Annotated in this window: 13 protein-coding genes; 7 read left to right on the forward strand and 6 right to left on the reverse strand. The window is 52.0% G+C overall.

The genetic code is table 11. From position 1 onward, the window contains the following. The first annotated feature begins 199 nt into the window (after positions 1 to 199). The 3 genes from C173_RS12960 (at position 200) to C173_RS12970 (ending at position 3,370) form a co-directional block, all read left to right on the forward strand. Positions 200 to 1,705, forward strand: a complete 1,506-nt coding sequence (locus C173_RS12960) for a stalk domain-containing protein (RefSeq protein WP_235191884.1) — start codon at positions 200 to 202, stop codon at positions 1,703 to 1,705. A gap of 131 nt (positions 1,706 to 1,836) precedes the next feature. Then, positions 1,837 to 2,343 carry an RNA polymerase sigma factor gene (locus tag C173_RS12965; protein ID WP_036725384.1) on the forward strand — a complete coding sequence of 169 codons (507 nt, stop codon included), beginning with the start codon at positions 1,837 to 1,839 and terminating at the stop codon, positions 2,341 to 2,343. Continuing rightward, positions 2,333 to 3,370, forward strand: a complete 1,038-nt coding sequence (locus C173_RS12970; RefSeq protein ID WP_036725386.1) for a hypothetical protein — start codon at positions 2,333 to 2,335, stop codon at positions 3,368 to 3,370. Before C173_RS12965 ends, C173_RS12970 begins: the two co-directional genes overlap by 11 nt. Positions 3,371 to 3,452: 82 nt before the next feature. Here the strand turns inward: C173_RS12970 and nspC are convergent, their stop codons facing one another. From nspC to C173_RS12985, 3 genes are all read right to left on the reverse strand, one after another. Then, on the reverse strand, positions 3,453 to 4,589 hold the full coding sequence (gene nspC / locus C173_RS12975; RefSeq protein WP_200869540.1) for a carboxynorspermidine decarboxylase: 1,137 nt from the start codon (positions 4,587 to 4,589) through the stop codon (positions 3,453 to 3,455). 26 nt (positions 4,590 to 4,615) lie between these two features. After that, positions 4,616 to 5,815, reverse strand: coding sequence for a saccharopine dehydrogenase family protein (locus C173_RS12980; protein ID WP_036702452.1), 1,200 nt, complete (start codon positions 5,813 to 5,815; stop codon positions 4,616 to 4,618). Between the two features lie 521 nt (positions 5,816 to 6,336). Then, positions 6,337 to 7,188: an AraC family transcriptional regulator gene (locus tag C173_RS12985; RefSeq protein WP_081751149.1), complete on the reverse strand. Its 852-nt coding sequence runs from the start codon at positions 7,186 to 7,188 to the stop codon at positions 6,337 to 6,339. Positions 7,189 to 7,345: 157 nt separating this feature from the next. On the opposite strand from C173_RS12985, the gene C173_RS12990 reads away from it, so the two are divergent. Continuing rightward, positions 7,346 to 9,217 (forward strand): acyltransferase, encoded by a 1,872-nt coding sequence (locus C173_RS12990; protein ID WP_051478018.1) that lies wholly within the window; start codon positions 7,346 to 7,348, stop codon positions 9,215 to 9,217. A 399-nt stretch (positions 9,218 to 9,616) separates the two neighbouring features. Here C173_RS12990 and C173_RS12995 read toward each other — a convergent pair whose 3' ends face one another. Then, positions 9,617 to 9,823: a hypothetical protein gene (locus C173_RS12995; RefSeq protein ID WP_036725389.1), complete on the reverse strand. Its 207-nt coding sequence runs from the start codon at positions 9,821 to 9,823 to the stop codon at positions 9,617 to 9,619. A 19-nt stretch (positions 9,824 to 9,842) separates the two neighbouring features. Beyond that, the gene (locus tag C173_RS13000) at positions 9,843 to 10,655 is read right to left on the reverse strand and encodes an ATP-dependent Clp protease proteolytic subunit (protein ID WP_327196450.1); all 813 of its coding nucleotides are present in this window, start codon (positions 10,653 to 10,655) and stop codon (positions 9,843 to 9,845) included. Here C173_RS13000 and C173_RS13005 point away from each other — a divergent pair. Next, a complete protein-coding gene (locus C173_RS13005) occupies positions 10,599 to 11,369 on the forward strand; it encodes an RNA polymerase sigma factor (RefSeq protein WP_051478019.1) in 771 nt (256 codons plus the stop codon). The two genes, C173_RS13000 and C173_RS13005, sit on opposite strands and share 57 nt — an antisense overlap. Positions 11,370 to 11,420: 51 nt before the next feature. Next, positions 11,421 to 12,320 (forward strand): NAD-dependent epimerase/dehydratase family protein, encoded by a 900-nt coding sequence (locus C173_RS13010; RefSeq protein WP_036725392.1) that lies wholly within the window; start codon positions 11,421 to 11,423, stop codon positions 12,318 to 12,320. Here C173_RS13010 and C173_RS13015 read toward each other — a convergent pair. Continuing rightward, on the reverse strand, positions 12,300 to 14,351 hold the full coding sequence (locus tag C173_RS13015) for a methyl-accepting chemotaxis protein (protein ID WP_235191880.1): 2,052 nt from the start codon (positions 14,349 to 14,351) through the stop codon (positions 12,300 to 12,302). The two genes, C173_RS13010 and C173_RS13015, sit on opposite strands and share 21 nt — an antisense overlap. Positions 14,352 to 14,784: 433 nt before the next feature. Between C173_RS13015 and C173_RS13020 the strand changes: the two genes are divergently transcribed. Beyond that, positions 14,785 to 15,354 carry a YdeI/OmpD-associated family protein gene (locus C173_RS13020; protein ID WP_036725396.1) on the forward strand — a complete coding sequence of 190 codons (570 nt, stop codon included), beginning with the start codon at positions 14,785 to 14,787 and terminating at the stop codon, positions 15,352 to 15,354. Positions 15,355 to 15,959: the final 605 nt, after the last annotated feature.

Genomic DNA, 15,959 nt, shown 5'->3' on the forward strand with positions numbered 1-15,959 from the left:
AAGTACGGACAATTCCAAAAAACAGACTAAATTATTGTACCACAGGAGCACCGCCAACAACGGTTAATTTTCAAAGAAACTTTTTGCGCCTGTGCAGCGTCTATATTCAAGGTAATATATTCATTTATTTACCTAATTCAGTAATTTCCTATAGAGAGTAGAGGATATCATGATGAAAAAAAGAAATTTGCTCGTGAGCATGGTTATGGGTTTGACGGCGTGTCTGACACTTTGGACTCCCGAGGCTGCAACAGCAGCACCTAGTAGCGGTGGCTCCGGCATCGCTTCCTACGGACCCGATTATCTGATTAAAGATGACGGGACCCTGTGGGTCTGGGGTGAGACGAAGTCTGTACCAACGCAGGTACATGGACTAAGTGATGTACAGGCTTCTTTCCCGCTATGGAACGGTGCAATGGTAACCACCAAGGATGGCTCGGTCTGGAGATGGACTAGCAACGCCCGGACTATGGCCATCGAAGTTACACCTGTGCCGGAATTAAAGGAGTTGACTAATTTCCAAAGCAGATACCCGCGTCATTTGGCAGTCACTGGAGAGGGTGCAGTATATACTTCAGTTACGTCAACTGACGACAATACGACTCCTCCGTTTGCGCCTGTTCCGGGACTGGATCACGTTGCAGCTGTCTCTCAATATTCCGAGAGCAACAAGCTTAACAATAAGTTTAGCGACTGGCAGCGTTATCTGTTCCTGAAGACAGACGGGACGGTCTGGACCAGCATTGACGAACTTGCCACTTTTACACCAGTTCCCAATCTGAAGGATATTGTCCAGCTCGAACAGAATTATGCGCTCAGTAAGGATGGCAGCGTCTGGACCTGGCCGGACCAGGATAGCTATGTACCGGAAACCTATAGTGACCCGGCCCAGATAACTGCAACTCCTTTTTCCGGCTTAAAAGATATTCGGGCGCTGTACAACAATGGGCGCAGCCGGCTCGCAGTTGACGGGCAATCCCATCTATGGTTCTGGGGCTCCACGGTCACCGGATATTCGGATGGAACTACGTACCAGGATCACCCCGTTCCGGTTGTCTTCTCAGGGATCAGCAAGGTGACCGATGCTTACATTGTTGAACGCTCCATTGTCGCACTGACCTCAGACGGCAAAGTCTATGCAGCTTCGATTGCTGCAGACCGTATATCGCCGGATGCAAAGTTCACCTTGCTTGCTTCGGGTATCCAGTCGATAAAAGGCGGCGGAAGACATGTCATTATGCAGAAGAATGACGGCACTCTCTGGGGCTGGGGCGTGAACAAGAATGCTGAACTCGGTTACGGTACCTATGAATTTAGCTACAAAGAGCCTGTCCCGATGCAGAAGCCAATCTCCGTTAGCCTGAACGGCGAATCCATCGCCTTCACGAACGGTGTAATTACCCGTAACGGACAGAATTTCATTCCGCTGCGTTCGCTGTTCACCAAGATGGGAGCTACTATCGGTTATTCCATGGACAAAGTAGTAACGATCACCGGTACCGCTGCCGATAAAACTCCGCTAACCATCGTCATTAACACCGTGAACGGAGCCACCACCGTCAATGGTAAAAGTGTCACTCTGGCCACGCCGCCGTTTGTAGTGAATGGCACCGTCTACCTGCCGCTGCGCTTCATCAGCGAACAGCTTGGGGCGAAGGTTGACTGGCTGCCGCAGGAGAGCCGGATTGCGATTAGTATGAAGTAAGGGGATTCTCTCCTGACACAAGAATATTAGCGGACTATTCTCAAATGGAGAATGGTCTTTTTTTAATCTAAAATTCGCCTTTTGAGATATTTTGAAACCTTCAATCGTGTTGTTTAATAGGAGGCGAAATAATGAAATCCAGCTCTTTGTTAGACACAGATAAAGAATTCGCTGAACTCTATCAACGACATGCAGATATGGTCTACCGGCTTTGCTATATATATTTAAAAAATCCTGTTGATGTTGAAGACGCTGTTCAATCTGTATTTCTCAAATTAATTTACACTCCAATGGTCTTTAACGACCACGAGCATGAAAAAGCGTGGTTGACAGTAACCACTAGGAATTACTGCAAAGATATTCTTAAACATTGGTGGAGAACCCGCCGTGTGGCATTGGAACCTTTGCCGGAGATTGTCATTTGGAATGGCATTGAGCCTTCGGGTAAAGTCGTTTCAAAACTTCTTTCACTCCCCGAAAAATACAAAACCGTTTTGTATCTATACTATTTAGAGGATTACACAGTAAAGGAAATCGCTGAAATGTTAGGTCGCAAAGAAAGCACGGTCCAAACACAATTATTTAGAGGCCGCAAACGACTTAAGATGGATTTGGGAGGGAATTATATTGAAGATTAAAAATATCCGTAAGGTTTTTGAAGCTTTGACTCCAACAAATGATCAAAAAGAAAAAATCTTTCAAAATCTTTTAACAAGTAGCCAGATCGAACATAGAAGTCAAAGAAAAACTTCTCCTATAAAACTTAGAAGATATACTATAATTGCTGCTGTACTGATGGTTGGTTTAACCACTACAGCTTTTGCAGCAGTATATACAGGACTTGATGAAGCACTGATTCAATTTCTTAAACCCTCCAATAAGAATCAGGTTGTACATATGTCCAATGGCGCTTATACAATAAATAAAATAATTAAAAATAAGCAGGGGTCGGTTGCCATTAAGCAGGTGATCGGTGACAGCAATCTAACTTACATTTTAATGGACTTTACCGCTCCTAAAGGCACTATTTTGAATGCAGCCCGCTATCGTTTTCATGCCCATATCAACTCTAATCAAAGCTCGTACAGTACAGGATACGAGGTACTCGATGACGGGAATCCTTATGACAACAAAATTAGTTTGGTTATGAATATAATGACCGATAATTCCATAGCTGGTCAAACTGTTGATATTATTTTTAGAGATTTAGAAGCTGCCGATCCGTTTCCCGGTATTTTTGAAACCGTAGTTTCTGGTTCATGGGAAACCTCACTTAAGCTAGATTTCAAAGAGTACTCTACCCTTTATCAGATCAATCAGGGCATTTCACTGTATGGTTATAAGGCAACCTTAAAGACGATCTCTGTCTCGCCAATTTCAATCACATTGAAGATTGAGAGTGATTCATTACAAAAGATTAATAAATTCGCCTTCAAATCAGAAAAAATTGGTCCAAACCAATCTTTGGATAAACTGCCTATCACAATTAACTTTAGGGACGGCACTTCAGAGACAACCCGCATTTTTACCGGAATGTCTTCAAGTTATTATGAGAGCAACCAGCTGATTACACTAAAAACGTTTGATAATATTATAAATGATAAAGAAATCGAATCTTTCGTATTTTTTGGCAAAAAGATTCCGCTAAACACGGTCCCGCACTGATTGTTAGTCCGGTTTAAATTGTGCACAAAAGCGCCCCCTCAGCAAAAGCTGAAGGGGCGCTTCTATTATTATCATCAACCGATTAAGACAACCGGCCGCTGAAGTCACTGTATTCGAACTCGCGGATCACCTTGAGGCCTTCTGCTTCATTATAGGAAGCGATAGCCGGCAGGTTAACGCCGTTGAACATGTGGTTCTTCACCATGGAATAATGCGCCATGTCGGTGAAGATCAGCTTGTCGCCGTATTTGAGCGGTTCCGGGAAGGAATAATCGCCGATGACATCCCCTGCCAGGCAGGTCATGCCGCCAAGCCGGTAAGTGTGAGCGAATTCGCCCGGTTCTCCGGCACCGATGATGCCCGGGCGGTAAGGCATCGCCAGCACATCCGGCATATGGCATTCCGCCGAAGTATCGAGAATCGCAATATCCATGCCGTTATGCATGGTGTCGAGTACCGTTGCAACCAGATAACCGGTATTCAAGGCAACGGCCTCGCCCGGCTCCAGATAGATCTCTACATTATAAGTCTCTTTCATGTGCAGAATACACTTGATCAAGGTGTCGAGATCATAGTCAGGACGGGTAATATGATGCCCGCCGCCGAAGTTCAGCCATTTCATACCATGCAGGTACTGGCCGAACTTCTCCTCTACGACCTTAAGCGTACGCTCCAGCGTATCCGAGTTCTGTTCGCACATGGTATGGAAATGCAGGCCGTCAATGCCGTCCAGCTCGTCCGGCCGGAAGTTCGGCAGGGTTACGCCCATACGGGAGAAGTTGTAGCAAGGATCATAGAGCGGCACTTCAATCTCGGAATACTCCGGATTGACGCGGATGCCGCAGCTAATCCGCTTCGACGCGTTCTGCACGCGCTGCTTGAACCGGCTCCATTGGTCGAACGAGTTGAACACCATGTGGTCGCTGTAGCGAAGCAGCTCATCGAACTCGCGGTCCACATAAGCCGGAGCATAGACATGGACCTCTTTGCCCATCTCCTCGAAGCCCAGCCGGGCTTCGAACAGGGAGCTGGAGGTTACGCCATGCAGGTATTTGCCGACCAGCGGGTACATGGCGTGCATGGAGAAGCCTTTTTGCGCCAGAAGAATCTTGGCTCCGCTCTTCTCCTGCACATAATTCAGGGTCTCCAGGTTCTTCGTCAGCAGACGCTCGTCCACGAGATAGGCAGGTGACGGCAGATTGCTGATATCAATATCGATGTCCTTGTTCTTCATGGTCATGCGCCTTAATCCAGCAGCGTCGGCGAGAAATCTTCTTGCCAAGGCAGACCGTGTTTGTTAAGTGCATCCATGAATGGATCTGGGTCGAACTCTTCGATATTGTGTACGCCCGGCTTGTTCCAGATGCCTTTGATAATCATCATCGCCCCGATCATCGCAGGAACGCCGGTAGTGTAGGAAATGGCCTGTGAGCCAACCTCTCTATAGCACTCTTCATGATCGCAGACATTGTAGACATAATAGGTTTTAGGCTGGCCGTCTTTGGTTCCTTGAATGATACAGCCGATATTGGTTTTACCTTTGGTTCTTGGTCCCAGGGAAGCCGGGTCAGGCAGAATGGCCTTCAGGAACTGCAAAGGAATAATCTCTTTACCTTCGTAATTAATGGGCTCAATAGAAGTCATGCCGACATTCTCAAGCACCTTCAGGTGGGTCAGATAGTTCTGAGAGAAGGTCATCCAGAAGCGGATTTTTTTGACGCCAGGAATGTTAACTGCCAAGGATTCTAACTCTTCATGGTACAAAAGATAGATATCCTTCGGGCCGATCTCCGGGAGATCGTATACTTTCTTCTCGGACAGCGGCGCTGTCTCAATCCACTCGCCATTCTCGAAGTAACGTCCGTTCGCAGTAATCTCGCGGATATTAATCTCAGGATTGAAGTTGGTCGCGAACGGATAACCATGGTCGCCCGCATTCGCATCCACAATATCAATCGTATGAATCTCGTCAAAATAATGCTTCTGCGCATAAGCCGTGAACACACCGGTTACGCCAGGGTCAAAGCCGCTGCCGAGCAGCGCTGTAATTCCGGCCTTCTCGAATCTTTCCTTGTAAGCCCATTGCCAGGAATATTCGAACTTCGCCGTATCCTGCGGTTCGTAGTTCGCTGTATCCACATAGTGCACTCCGGTAGCCAGGCAGGCATCCATGATCGTCAGATCCTGGTAAGGAAGAGCCACATTAATCACGACATCCGGCTGGAAGCTCTTGATCAGCTCAATGACTTCTTCCGTGTTGTCAGCATCCAGCTTGGCCGTAGAAATCTTAGTCAGGCCCCCGTCCAGCTTCTCCTTGAGCGCATCGCACTTCGACACCGTACGGCTGGCAATGCAGATCTCTTCGAATACATCCGGGTTCTGGCAGCATTTATGAACAACAACGCTCGCTACACCGCCAGCGCCAATAATTAACGCTTTTCCCAAATTAATAACCCCCTAATTATGCTTAAGTTATTAGTTATTAGCCTTGCTGCTCTGGAACAGGCTACATCCTATGAAAAATCAACAACGCTGATTATACAGAAACTTTCTCAATAAATCAATAAAATCCGACAAAAAATGAGTTGTTCCGTGTAAAATCTGCGGTTTTCTCCATTAATACTCTGTAATTCACTTCATTACACTGAAATCCTTCGTTTTCCTGCGATTTTAACGTTAATATAATCTAACATCGCTTGAAGTCTTGTCTACTTCCCAGTCCATCAGACCAACCGGATAATTATATCACAACGGCGTTGTGGTTCAACTTTTTTATTTCAAATTTAAGTAAGGCCAGCCGGACAAAAGTGCAAATGAGACACATGATAATAAATTACCCGATTTTCGCTGCCGTTAACTGATAACTGTAAAGGCCGCTCAGTGTTGACTAATCTGATCCGGTCCATCCGTTTATTATGCGTAACCCTCTCTATCCCATACCTCTGTCTTGCCTAGCCGTTGCGGGATTAGCGGGACCTCATCGCAGACGGCGGCTGTCCGCTGAGCTGCTTGAAGGCTTTGCTGAAATGAAACTCATCGCTGTATCCGCAGGCGGCCGCAATCTCCTTCAGGGTTAGCCTGGTGTACAGCAGCTGCTTCTTAGCATACTCATAGCGGATTTCACTTAAATACCCTTTGGGACTCTTGTGCAGATATTGCTGAAAAAGGCTGCGGACATACGAGGAGGATATCCCGTAGCGCACCGCCAGGTCATGGATTTGCAAGGGGTCACTATAGCGCCGCTCAAGCTCCTCCTTCATCCGTACAAACAGTTCATAGCCCTGTCCACGGTCTGGATGGACGCCATCCTTAGCCTGAAATATTTCGTACAAAAGCTGATAGAGCAGCGCCTGAGTCTTAAGCTGGCTTCCAGGACTACCGGGAACAAAATCGCCGGCAATCCGGCGGAACAGCTCATCCAGCGCTCTGCCCGGCTCCCTCCCGGGCTTCAGGCGGAACGGCAAGGGCAGCGCATGAAGCGGCTCCACCCTGCCCTGATTGTCCGCAGACGGAGACAACGTGTACAGCGAGAGCAAGATCATGGTGATCCTCAGTGGCTCCCCGCCTCCGCTGCTCATCTCCATGGACAGGCCCGGCCGCAGATAAAACAGCATGTCCGGCGACACCGGATGCTCCTCTGTGTCTGTCCGGAACACCCCCTCCCCCTCCTGAATCCAGTACAGGCTGTGTACATGTATATTCTGACGGATATCCTTCCAGTGCGGGAAGGTGGTCTTGTCATGAATCCAGTGGATATCCATCACCAGATTCTGCGGAATCTCCTCCATGTATAGCTCCTCCGTTTCTCGGTTTGCCATTTACCAGAGATGGGATCAATCAGGAATGGGATCAACCAGAGATTAATACTGAAGCGTTTTTGACATGCCAATTCTGTTCATTATACCATGCCACTCCCCTGCATTGATTGCTACACTTAGGACATTAACGGCTGGAATGATGAAGGAGAGATACCAGATGACTGAAACCCTGTCCACCCAAGCACAAGCCCTGGATTACATGCCTTGGATTGGCTTGTCCGAACAAGAACGGCTTCAGCAGGACCGCTACCAGCAGCAGCTTGCTGCGGATTATCCCTGCACCTTCGGAGAAGCCTGCTTCGTCTCGCCGCAAGCCATCGTGCTGCCGGATCAGCTGGCGCTCGGCGACCGGAGCTACATTGCAGGAGGTGCGATTATCCGCAGCACACGGCTGGTCACAGGCAGCGACTGCTCTATGAACAGCTATAGCATATTGTCAGGCGATATTACCATGGGCAATGGCGTGCGGATCGCTTCCCATGCAAGTCTATATGGCTTCAATCACGGCTATGCTGCGACGGATGTTCCGGTCTTCCGCCAGCCTTTGACAGTCAAGGGCATTGTCATAGGAGATGATGTGTGGATCGGGGCTAATGCCGTGATTCTTGACGGGGTGCGGATCGGCTCGCACAGCATTGTTGCGGCGGGTGCAGTAGTAACCCGCGATGTACCGGCGTACAGCATTGTCGGCGGCAATCCGGCCAAGCTGATCCGCAGCCGGCTGGCCGGAGAGGCAGCTGCAACGGCTGAGCCCACCAAGGACAAGGAGGAATCAGTGATGAAGATGAAGGATGGAATGGGAATTGAGGAGGCTAATTTGGGGGGAGAATCTGGGCAGAGGGAGGAAGTAAGTGAGGGGCTGGGGAAAAACGGTGAGCGGTTGGAGACAGGCGTTGAACTGTTCGGTGAGGGCGTTGAGCCAGCGGGAGATAACGCAGGGCCGGGTGATGGAGTTGCCCCCTCTTTTAGGACACTTTATGGACTGTTGGCAGACTTCAGCAGGCAGGTGCAGGAGCAGCTAACTTCCCTGCTGGAGTTCTACTCCGAAACAATAGAGGGAGAGAAGCTGTTCCGGGACCGGCCGGGAGCGGGGCGGACCGTACGGGCGTACTGTGATGCTGTGGAGATTGCTGCAATGTTCGGCAGTCTGCCGCCTGGCTGGACGAAGGAAGAGCTGATCGCCACATTAGAGCAGTTCCAGGATACTCGGACCGGATTATTGCCCGACCCGTGGTCGCCGCCCGGACCGGAGGATCAGCCGGAGCGGTTAGCTGATCATCTCTCGCGTTATCATCTACTCGCTGTAGGGTACGCACTTGAGGTGTTAGGGTCTGCTCTGCCCTATCACGTTGCCGCTGTAGAGAATATGGATACTGCTACACTGTATCATCAACTTAATAGTCTGCCATGGGCGGACAATGCCTGGGGCGCTGGCGACTGGATCGACTGTTATGCTACCGGCCTCTATCACAACCTGAAGTCCTTCGGCTCCGGCAAGCGCCCGGATGATCTCTTCGGCTGGCTGGCGACGCATTCCCGCCAGGACTCCGGGCTGTGGGGTCTGCCTACTGCGAAGGAGGGGTGGCTGCAGCCGGTGAACGGCTTTTACCGGCTTACCCGCGCTACCTACGCCCAGTTCGGTCTGCCCCTGCCGTACCCGGAGCGCAGCATCGATACCGTGCTGGCTCACAGCCGGGACCGCCGCTTCTTCCGCCTGGACGCGCTCAATGCCTGCAACGTGCTGGATGTCGTCCACCCGCTCTGGCTCTGCCAGAAGCAGAGTGATTACCGGCAGGCGGAGATCCGCGCTTGGGCGGAGAAGCTGCTCGGCGAAGTGCTGCCCTTCTGGGTTCCCGGGCGCGGCTTCGCCTTCCAGCTGTCCCGGCAGCAGGAGACCGGCCTGCAAGGCACGGAGATGTGGCTAAGCATTATCTATCTGTTGGCGGACCTGTGCGGGTTAAGCTCAGCCCTGAGCTACTCCCCGAAGGGAGTACACCGCCTGGAGCCTGCCTTCTCGTTATCCATATAAGCGGGACTGGCGTTCATACGGCTGCCAGAACTTACGCGCACAAGTGGAAACGGCTTTGCCGTCCTTTTAAAGGACGGTACCGTTTCAGTGAGAAATAGAAGGCCGCGTGCCACCACAATGTATGCTGTTTTTGGCATACATTCGGGCCATGCGCCTGCGTGCGAGCACAATGTATGCTGTTTTTCGCATACATTCGGTTCATACACCTGCGTGCGAGCACAATGTATGCTGTTTTTGGCATACATTCGGGTCATATGCAGACTCTCCATACCTCTACACCTGCCTTATCCTCAGCAGATGGAAACTATAATTTCCTATACAAGCGCAAAAACCCCGTCGTCTCCGCTCGTTCTGAGCAGGGATGACGGGGTTTTGTACGCTTTTACCTGCAGCTCCCGGTTATTGCCCGAAGCCGACACGCGGACGCTCGCGCTCCTTGGTCTGCAGCTCTACCGCCCGGATCGAGGTAATGGGAATGTAGAGGGACTGATACTCCGTACTGTATTTCACGAACCGATCATCCAGTTCCTCCAGTACGCCTCCCCTAACACTTGTACCATCCAAAAAATGAATATGAACTTCCTGTCCCTTCAGCGCTTCCAGCATGCTCTTCCTCTCCTTCGTCTCACAGATGGGTGATGATCGTGTCAATAATTCCGTATTCCAGTGCCTCCTCAGCCGACATGAAATAATCCCGGTCCATATCCTTCTCCACCTTCTCCGGCGGCTGGCCGGTCCGCTGCGCGGTGATCCCGACTATCTTCTCACGGATCTGGAGAATACGTCTGGCGCTGATGGCAATATCGCTCGCCTGCCCCTGCGCCCCGCCATGCGGCTGATGGATCATAATCTCGCTGTTGGGCAGCGCGGACCGTTTGCCAGTTGCTCCCGCCAGCAGCAGCAGTGAAGCGAACGAAGCAGCAAAACCGGTGCAGATCGTGTTGACTTGAGGTTTAATTACCTGCATCGTATCATAAATACCGAAGCCTGCGGTAGTCGAGCCTCCGGGGCTGTTAATGAACATCTGAATATCCTTCTCCGGCTCATCCGCCGCGAGGAACAGCAACTGCGCGATAATGCTATTGGCTAGCCCGTCATCGATTGCCGCACCTACGAATACAATCCGGTCCTTCAGCAGCCGGGAATAGATGTCGTAGGACCGCTCTCCTCTAGCCGTCTGTTCAATCACATAGGGTATTACACTCATTCTGGTGTGCCTCCTCTGATCTGTCTTAGTGTGGATACCCTGTAAACGGCCAGCCTGCCCGAAAAGATACGGAAGACGCAGCATGTGCGGAAATAGCGGGAGTGCGTATCTTTTACATTGTGCCGTTCGTTTATATAATAGAAGCAACACAACCCATCGAAGGAGAGGGCCACTATGACGATGCTTGAACATCACCGGACAACGGATATGATAGCTATGGATACAAGACATCTTCAGGAGCTGGGAACAACACTCCAGCGGTACTGCCTGTCGCTCACCCGCTCCCGCTTCGACGCCGACGATCTGGCGCAGGAGACTTGGGTCAAAGCGCTGGGCTACCGCAAGTTCACCGTCAGCCCCAATCCCGAAGCCCTGCTGCTGCGGATTGCCAAGAATACCTGGATTGACGCCTCCCGCCGCCAGGGGTCGCTCATCCGTGCCATGGAAAGGTCTGGAGTGTCATCCGATCCAGCTTCTGCGGCGGCAGCCCTGGAGGAGCTGACCGAGACGGAGCTGACCTTTCAGGCGCTGCTCGCCCATCTCTCGCCGCCGCAGCGGACCGCCTGGGTCCTCCGCGATGTGCTGGGGTATTCAGCCGCTGAGTCCGCCGGACTCTTGGCAACCACGGAAGGCGCGGTCAAAGCGGCGCTGCACCGTGCACGCCAGGCCTTGAGCAAGGTCCGGGAGGAGCTGATCCAGCATGAAGGCCCCGCCCTTCCGCAGGATGCCGATTACCGGGGGTATCTGCGGGCGCTGGCTGAGGCCTATGAGCAAGGACAGATTCCAGTATTGCTGGAGCTGCTCCGACAGGAGAACGCCGGGGAGGTAACCGCTGCTGTAAGCACCTTTACGGTTCAGTCCTTGTATTCCATGTATACAGACAACGCGAGATACGCCTATACCCATGGAGCGCCTGCATACGGTGAGCTTCGGATGGCTGCATAATACGGATGAATGGAGCAGTAGCTCTGACTATAGCTTAGGAGAGGTGATCCCATGAAGAAGGTGCTTGTGCTTGGAGGGACGAGATTTTTCGGCAAAAGGCTGGTGGAGCTGCTGCTCCAGGACCAGGACAGCGAGGTCACCATTCTGACCCGGGGCCTAACAGAGGATTCCTTCGGTGAGCGTGTCACCCGGCTGGCCGCGGACCGGACGGATGAAGCGGCGCTTGAGCAGGCTGTCGGGGACACTGTATGGGATATCGTCTACGATAACATTTGCTACACGCCGGATGAGGCGGCGGCAGCTGTGCGGATCTGGGCGGGGCGGGCCAAGCGGTATATCCTGACTTCCAGCTTATCCATGTACGATCCGCAGCCGGAGGCGCTGGCTGAAACGGACTTCGATCCTTGGCATTATCCGCTGAAGTCTGGCGGGAAGACGGATATCAGTTACCAGGAAGGCAAAAGACAAGCCGAAGCCGTTCTGCTCCAGACAGCCGATTTCCCGGTGGCTGCGGTACGTTTTCCGATTGTGCTGGGCACGGATGATTATACGCGCCGGTTGCATTTTCACATCGAGCATGTTCTGGCGGGAAGGCCGGTTGGCATCCCTAATCCGCAGGCGGAGATCTCGTTCATCCGTTCGGATGAAGCGGCTGATTTCCTGCATTGGCTGGGCCGGGAAGGCTCAGCCGTCACGGGACCGGTGAACGCCTGCTCGGACGGCACCCTCACCATTGGCGGAGTGATCTCCATCATCGAGCAGATCACCAGAAGGACGGCTATCGTCCAGAGGGAGGCGGCGGAGACGGATCAATCGCCTTTTGGCATCGGTGCATCCTGGTTCATGGATACGGCAAAAGCCCGCAGCGCGGGCTTCAGCTTCCTGTCCTTATCAGAGTGGTTCCCGGAGCTGGTCTCGTCGCTGACCCATTCACTTCGCCAGGACCAGTAGCTCCTCCTCCAGCTCTTTGGAGATCTCTTTATCAGGTTCGTTAACAAGCATACTCAGGCCGGGCGCAGGCTTATCTTGCACCGGTATTCCCGCAGGCAGGGGCTGGTGAATTCCGGCTTCTGCCCTTTTTGCTGTCTGTTCCGTCTGCTTCGTATGCATCTCCCGCTGTAGCTTGGGCTGGATTTCCCCGGCTGTCTCCGCTTCCTGCTGCTCTTCCGATTCCTGCACCATCCCGCGAACCTTTGGAGCTGCATGTGTTGAACTTGGATCTGAACCCGCGTCCGGATCTGGGTCCGGCTCTAGCTCAGACGCTGCTCCCAGCTCGAATCCGGCCTCAGCAGCCTCCGATATTTTGAACACATTGATCTCCCGGAACAGCCGCTGCGAGATTTCATTAATCTCCCCGGCCTGCCTGGCGATGTCCCCGATGGCCTGATCCTGCTGGGTGCTGGAGGCGTTCACCTCCTGAACTCCGGCCGCCGTCTGCTCAGCTACAGCCGCAACAGAATGTACAGATTCGGCAAGCCGCGAATTGAGGGTACGCGTCTGTTCCACCTTGTGGTGAATTTGCCCGATCTGTATGCTGATACCTGTAATCGATTCGTCGATAGCGGCGAAGGAAGCCAGGGTCTGTTCCACCTGATGGTCCTGCTGCTCCAGACGGTCCCGGGTCTCCATCATATGTCCCTGGAAATCCGCCATACCGGCCCCAAGCTCCTGAATAATCCTGCTGATAAGTACCGAGGAGTCATTCGTCTGTACGGACAACTGCCGCACTTCATCGGCAATCACGGCGAAGCCTTTGCCTGCTGCCCCCGCCCTGGCAGCTTCAATCGCTGCGTTCAGTGAGAGAATATTCGTCTGCTTCGAGATTTCGGTGATTGAATGGGTAATACGCGAGATATCCTTGGACTGGCTCACCAGCTTGTCCAGCGCACCATAGACCTTGCTGATGGACACCCGGGAATCCTGGGAGCTCTGACGCAGCGCCGTAACGGTCTCCGAGCCCTGCTGCCTGTTCTGGTTAGCGGCTTCACTCGTAGTCAGCATGACATCCGTATAATCGGCAATCTCCTGAACCCCGCAGGCCAGCTCCTCCAGCAGCTGTGAGCTCTGCTCCGACTGGACAGCCTGCTGGTCTGCTCCAAGCGAAATCTCCTGGATGGTTCTGACAATATTCTGGTTCGTATGCGCTGTAACCGCCGAAGACCCCTGAAAAGATTGCGCGTAATCAGCAAGCGAGCCTGCCGCTGACAAGGTCTGCCGCAGCATCCCCTGTACCCTGCTGACCATATGGTCGAAATGATGGCTCAGTTGTCCCAGCTCATCATTGTACGGGGAGTTAATTTGCTGCCGCAAATCGCCCTCCGCGATCTGTCTGAGCGCCGCCTGCAGCTTGCGCACCGGTGACAGGAACGAGCGGATCAGCAGCCAGGCGAGCACCAGCATGAACAGGGACACTGCGATCGCAGCGTACGTCACGATGGATACCGTATCATCCAGCAGGGCGAAGGAGACCCCCTGGGCCTGATCAGCATTGGCAGCAGCAGCGGTGTACAGCTCAGCGTTAGTCTTCAGCATGTCCTGATTCAGCGCAAGCGCCTTCGTATGTATACCATCGATTTTCTCCAAAACACTTAGCGGGTCAAGGGTCTCGTCCGACATTGTGGTTACCAGTTCCTTCGTCAGAGCGCTGTATTCTGCGGCCTGGGCAGACAGCAGCTTATAGCTCGCAGAAGCAGGCGTACCCAGCTCAAAATTTACCTTGGCCAGCTCCGTGGACAGCTGCTGCTGCTTCTCCTTCAAGGGCTCTGCCTGCTCCAGGTCACTGGAATCCGCCAAGGAAGTCTCCGCACGGTTCAGCTCCTGCAGCTGCTGGGTGATGGTTGAGACCGTAATTCTATTCTCCATTTCGCTCTTCTGCCGTTCCATGGATCGCTCGACCTGCTTGATTTTATGTCCCTGGTACACAGCCACGCCCAGAAAAATAAGTGTAATCGCCGAGAAACTCAAGATCAGCTTCCATTTCATCGAAAAGTGCAGCCGCTTCCCCTTCAAAAGTATCATCCCTTCATATCAAGCCTGATTATGCAATAGGTATATTATGCTAATAACCTCATTGTAAAAGCCGGATATTAATTACTCTCTCAAGTTGTGTATGCGCAGCGTAAAGAATGTGTTGCGAAAATGTTAACAAAGCGGCAAAATTTAAGGAATTAGGAGGATGTTGCACTAATTGCAACTTTGCTTTATGGATACTGGTGTAAGGGCAGGAATGTTGTATAAAATGCAGGAATTCTCGCCGCCTAGCCACTTAGAGTAGAGGGAATGCTGTCATTTGTGCAACAATTCCGGATTAGGGGCATTTTCTTGAAGGAGAAGTTGCATAATGTGCAGGATTTCGATCGGGCAGAGGGCAGACAGAGAGCCGGAAGCAGAAGACAGAAGGGAATGAACCATATCTATGAGTAGCGAAAATAGACTTGAAGCTGCAACGAGAGAAGATTTGAGAAAGTGGCTGTTGGTGAACAGTACGACGGAGGGGTGTTGCTGGGTAGAGGTCAGTCTGAAGCCGCTCCCGGGGACAATACTGTATCTGGACGCCGTCGAAGAAGCGCTGTGCTTCGGCTGGATTGACGGGGTGAAGAAGGCGGCGGCTGACTCGAATCTGGTACAGAGATTATCCCCGCGCAGCAAGCGCAGTTCATGGACCGAGCTGAATAAGGAGCGCGTCCGAAGGCTGGAGAAGCTGGGGCTGATGCGCGACGAGGGACGGCGATGCCTGCCGGATATGGATGTCGGAGCTTTTCGAATCGATCCCTTGATTGAACAGAGATTGAAGGAGGACGAGCAGGTGTATCGCCATTTCCTGGCCTTTCCGGCGCTGTATCAGCGGGTACGGATCGACACCATTCAGAGCTATATCCGCCAGCCGGAGCTGTTCCAACGTAGATTGGACAAATTCATAGAGAACACCAGAGTTAACAAAATGTACGGCCAGTGGCATGACAACGGGCGTCTGCTGGAGGATTAGTTTTGTTCTTTTACTGCGTTTGTTGTCGGACAAATTACCCTGACGGGTGGGCCAACAGCTCCAGAATGGCATGTGCAACTACTGTATGTGTGAATGGGTGCGGGATTTGGTAATGTGCGCGGGGGGATGTGTGAATGTGCGCGGGATGTGTGAATGGGTGCGAGGAATTAGTTGGAAAAACGTATCTTAATCTGGCTCATTTGGAGCGTTCGCGGAAATTAATTGGATTTATGACATTTATTCCTGTGCAAACTCCCTCTAAGGCTCTGATGTCAGCATATTAAGTGCCTTTTTTCCAACTACGATTGGGTGTGGCCCCTTCCGCCCCTGAACAAGTGCCTAAAATCCAACTATTTCCTGAGAGTGGGGATGATCCAGACGGTGAGGCTGGTGCTGAGGCTAATGCAGATACATTTGTAGATGCTGATGCAGCTGCTGGTCCAGGCGCTGGCGCAGACGTTGACTCTAGTGCGGACATAGTGCGAGTGTAGGCGGAAAACCGAATACAATACGCTGCGCGAAGGTAATCGGGCCGGATGTAGGCGGAAAACCGAATACATTTACTATTAATGTTACTGGCGTGGAGCAGACGCTGGCGCAACAGC

This window comes from Paenibacillus sp. FSL R7-277 (assembly GCF_000517965.1).
GTDB lineage: Bacteria > Bacillota > Bacilli > Paenibacillales > Paenibacillaceae > Paenibacillus_AQ > Paenibacillus_AQ silagei.

Excerpts from the sequence above, each read along its gene's own strand:
- C173_RS12960 (WP_235191884.1), top strand. The coding sequence starts at position 200 with ATGGTTATGGGTTTGACGGCGTGTCTGACACTTTGGACTCCCGAGGCT.
- C173_RS12965 (WP_036725384.1), top strand. The coding sequence starts at position 1,837 with ATGAAATCCAGCTCTTTGTTAGACACAGATAAAGAATTCGCTGAACTC.
- C173_RS12985 (WP_081751149.1), bottom strand. The coding sequence starts at position 7,188 with ATGGCAAACCGAGAAACGGAGGAGCTATACATGGAGGAGATTCCGCAG.
- C173_RS12990 (WP_051478018.1), top strand. The coding sequence starts at position 7,346 with ATGACTGAAACCCTGTCCACCCAAGCACAAGCCCTGGATTACATGCCT.
- C173_RS12995 (WP_036725389.1), bottom strand. The coding sequence starts at position 9,823 with ATGCTGGAAGCGCTGAAGGGACAGGAAGTTCATATTCATTTTTTGGAT.
- C173_RS13005 (WP_051478019.1), top strand. The coding sequence starts at position 10,599 with ATGACGATGCTTGAACATCACCGGACAACGGATATGATAGCTATGGAT.
- C173_RS13000 (WP_327196450.1), bottom strand. The coding sequence starts at position 10,655 with ATGTCTTGTATCCATAGCTATCATATCCGTTGTCCGGTGATGTTCAAG.
- C173_RS13010 (WP_036725392.1), top strand. The coding sequence starts at position 11,421 with ATGAAGAAGGTGCTTGTGCTTGGAGGGACGAGATTTTTCGGCAAAAGG.
- C173_RS13015 (WP_235191880.1), bottom strand. The coding sequence starts at position 14,351 with ATGAAATGGAAGCTGATCTTGAGTTTCTCGGCGATTACACTTATTTTT.
- C173_RS13020 (WP_036725396.1), top strand. The coding sequence starts at position 14,785 with ATGAGTAGCGAAAATAGACTTGAAGCTGCAACGAGAGAAGATTTGAGA.